Here is a 2050-nt window from a genome sequence, read left to right as displayed (position 1 = left end):
TCTCTTTAAGTATCTTACAATCTTTACATATCTCTTTGTCTTTCATATCTTATTTATCGGCATTTTTAAGAAAAAGATTGAGAAAAATTTAACATATCCCTATAATAGAGGCTGAATAGTTACTAAATTTTGACAATTGCATATTAAAATCTTATAATATAAATATGGACAAGAAAAATATCTTGTTTAACTTGCCTTTTTCAATCTTTAAAGAGGGCAAACATTTTATTGCCTATTCTCCTGTTTTAGATTTATCAACATCAGGTAAAGATTATGAAGAAATTAGGAGACGATTTTATGAGGTGGTTCAAATCTTCTTTGAAGAACTAATTAAGAAAGGAACCTTGAAAGAGGTTTTAACAAGTTTAGGATGGCAGAAAACTCGCCAAAGATGGCAACCCCCAGTTTTAATTGCTCAGGATTATGTCCCAATTAGCCCCTATTCATTGGAAAAAGTTTGAAAAATTTCTTCTTTATATTGGTTGTCATTTTGAGCGTCAAAAAGGCGACCACTTAATTTATTGGAGAGAAGGTTTAAAAAGACCTGTGGTTTTTCCAAGGGATGAAGAAATTCCTGCTTTCGTCATTCGTAATAATTTAAGAACCTTAAATATGAGTGTCAATGAATATTTAGAGATTATAAAAAGATTATAAAACCCCCTGATAAAATTATGGTGCCCAAAGATTACTTTTGCAAACCTTACAGACCAATGCAAAATTAGAATTTACAACATCGCAAGGGAGCTTGTTTTTGACCAAGAATTCACCAATACAAATGGCAAGGTTGAATTGGATTTAAAAAATAAGCAGGGAAAACCTGTTGTCTCTGGAGTCTATATCTACAAGCTTACCTTGGAAGATGCTATACAAATTGACAAAGATGTCAAGAGAGGGCTTTTAAAAATGTCCAATCTCCAAATCCCAATGCCAATTAGATGAACTTTAGGATTTAATCTATCTGGTTTATTGCTCTCTTACAAAAGATTAGGTTGTTTTGAAACTTAAAAACCTTGACAAGGATTGGGAAGAAGGTTATTCTATATCTTAATGAATTTCACTATACCTTTTGATATCTTTCAATCAGCAAGGATAACAGAAGAAGAATTAAAACAAGAAATTGCCCTTTTGCTCTTTAAGAAGGAAAAATTAACTTTAGGCCAGGCGAGCCAACTTGCCGGAATTACTTAAGCTGCAATTTCAATATCTTCTTGCAAGTCAACAAGTTCCTATCCATTATGGTGTAGAGGATTTTGAGGAAGATTTGAAGACCTTAAAGGAGATAGGGTGATTGTTATAAGTAATACCTCGCCTATTATGAATCTTATTGCTATAGGTCAGGTAAATCTTCTTAAACAACTTTATGGGGAGATATTTATCCCAAAAACAGTTTTACAGGAACTTTCAATCGTCCACAAAGAACAATTAAGTAAGAGATATTTATGGATTAAAACCCGACCTATAATCAACCAAAATATGGTAGATTGTGTTGCTTTTGGAATTAGATAAAAAAGAGGCAGAGGCAATTACATTGGCTATAGAGATGAAGGCAGATCTTTTACTTCTGGATGAACGGCGAGCTCGTAAGATAGCTTCTTGTTTAGGGATTAGATTTATTGGGCTTTTAGGTGTGCTTATTGAAGATAAGCGTAAAATGTTTATCGATGCGGTTAAACCCTTTCTTAACGATATGATTGCCAAAGCAGGTTTTTGGGTAGATAAAGAGTTATATGAGCGTTTTTTAAAGGAAGCAGAAGAATGAAACAAGACATTGAGATTGCAGAGGGGATTTGTATGTGTCTTCAAATGTCAAAAGTCCTTGCTCAAATTATGGCTAAATTGTAAAATATTTAGGAAATAATAACAGGAAAGGCTGTCTTAACTAGAAAGGTGTTTTAACAGGAATTATCACAAACCCTAAAAAATACTAATTTCCTATATTTCGCTACCTTTGTCCAGAATTACCTCTAAACAGGATATATTATATCAAAAACACATCACAAAAACATAGCCTCTTTTTTCCTTTGTAGATTTTTTTGTTAAATACCATCAA

General features: G+C 32.5%; 5 protein-coding genes and 1 pseudogene. All 6 read left to right on the top strand.

Features of this window, described 5'->3' with window-relative positions; translation table 11 throughout:
• Window positions 1-164 precede the first annotated feature (164 nt).
• The 6 genes and pseudogenes from AB1630_12740 (at window position 165) to AB1630_12715 (ending at window position 1759) form a co-directional block, all read left to right on the top strand.
• The gene (locus AB1630_12740) at window positions 165-461 is read left to right on the top strand and encodes a hypothetical protein (GenBank protein ID MEW6104656.1); all 297 of its coding nucleotides are present in this window, start codon (window positions 165-167) and stop codon (window positions 459-461) included.
• The gene (locus tag AB1630_12735; protein ID MEW6104655.1) at window positions 424-654 is read left to right on the top strand and encodes a type II toxin-antitoxin system HicA family toxin; all 231 of its coding nucleotides are present in this window, start codon (window positions 424-426) and stop codon (window positions 652-654) included. The genes AB1630_12740 and AB1630_12735 overlap by 38 nt, the downstream gene beginning before the upstream one ends.
• Window positions 655-660: 6 nt before the next feature.
• Complete coding sequence (locus AB1630_12730) at window positions 661-939, top strand: T9SS type A sorting domain-containing protein (protein ID MEW6104654.1); 279 nt, start codon at window positions 661-663, stop codon at window positions 937-939.
• A 108-nt stretch (window positions 940-1047) separates the two neighbouring features.
• Window positions 1048-1288, top strand: a pseudogene (locus AB1630_12725) (UPF0175 family protein).
• Entirely contained in the window at window positions 1285-1506 is a 222-nt protein-coding gene (locus tag AB1630_12720; protein MEW6104653.1) for a hypothetical protein, read from the top strand. Before AB1630_12725 ends, AB1630_12720 begins: the two are co-directional and overlap by 4 nt.
• On the top strand, window positions 1493-1759 hold the full coding sequence (locus AB1630_12715; protein ID MEW6104652.1) for a DUF3368 domain-containing protein: 267 nt from the start codon (window positions 1493-1495) through the stop codon (window positions 1757-1759). Before AB1630_12720 ends, AB1630_12715 begins: the two co-directional genes overlap by 14 nt.
• Window positions 1760-2050: the final 291 nt, after the last annotated feature.

This window comes from bacterium (genome assembly GCA_040753555.1).
GTDB lineage: Bacteria > UBA9089 > UBA9088 > UBA9088 > UBA9088 > JBFLYE01.
Note: the sequence above shows the minus strand (reverse complement) of the source record. Positions and strands in the feature narration are given on the sequence as shown.

Excerpts from the sequence above, each read along its gene's own strand:
- AB1630_12740 (MEW6104656.1), top strand. The coding sequence starts at position 165 with ATGGACAAGAAAAATATCTTGTTTAACTTGCCTTTTTCAATCTTTAAA.
- AB1630_12735 (MEW6104655.1), top strand. The coding sequence starts at position 424 with ATGTCCCAATTAGCCCCTATTCATTGGAAAAAGTTTGAAAAATTTCTT.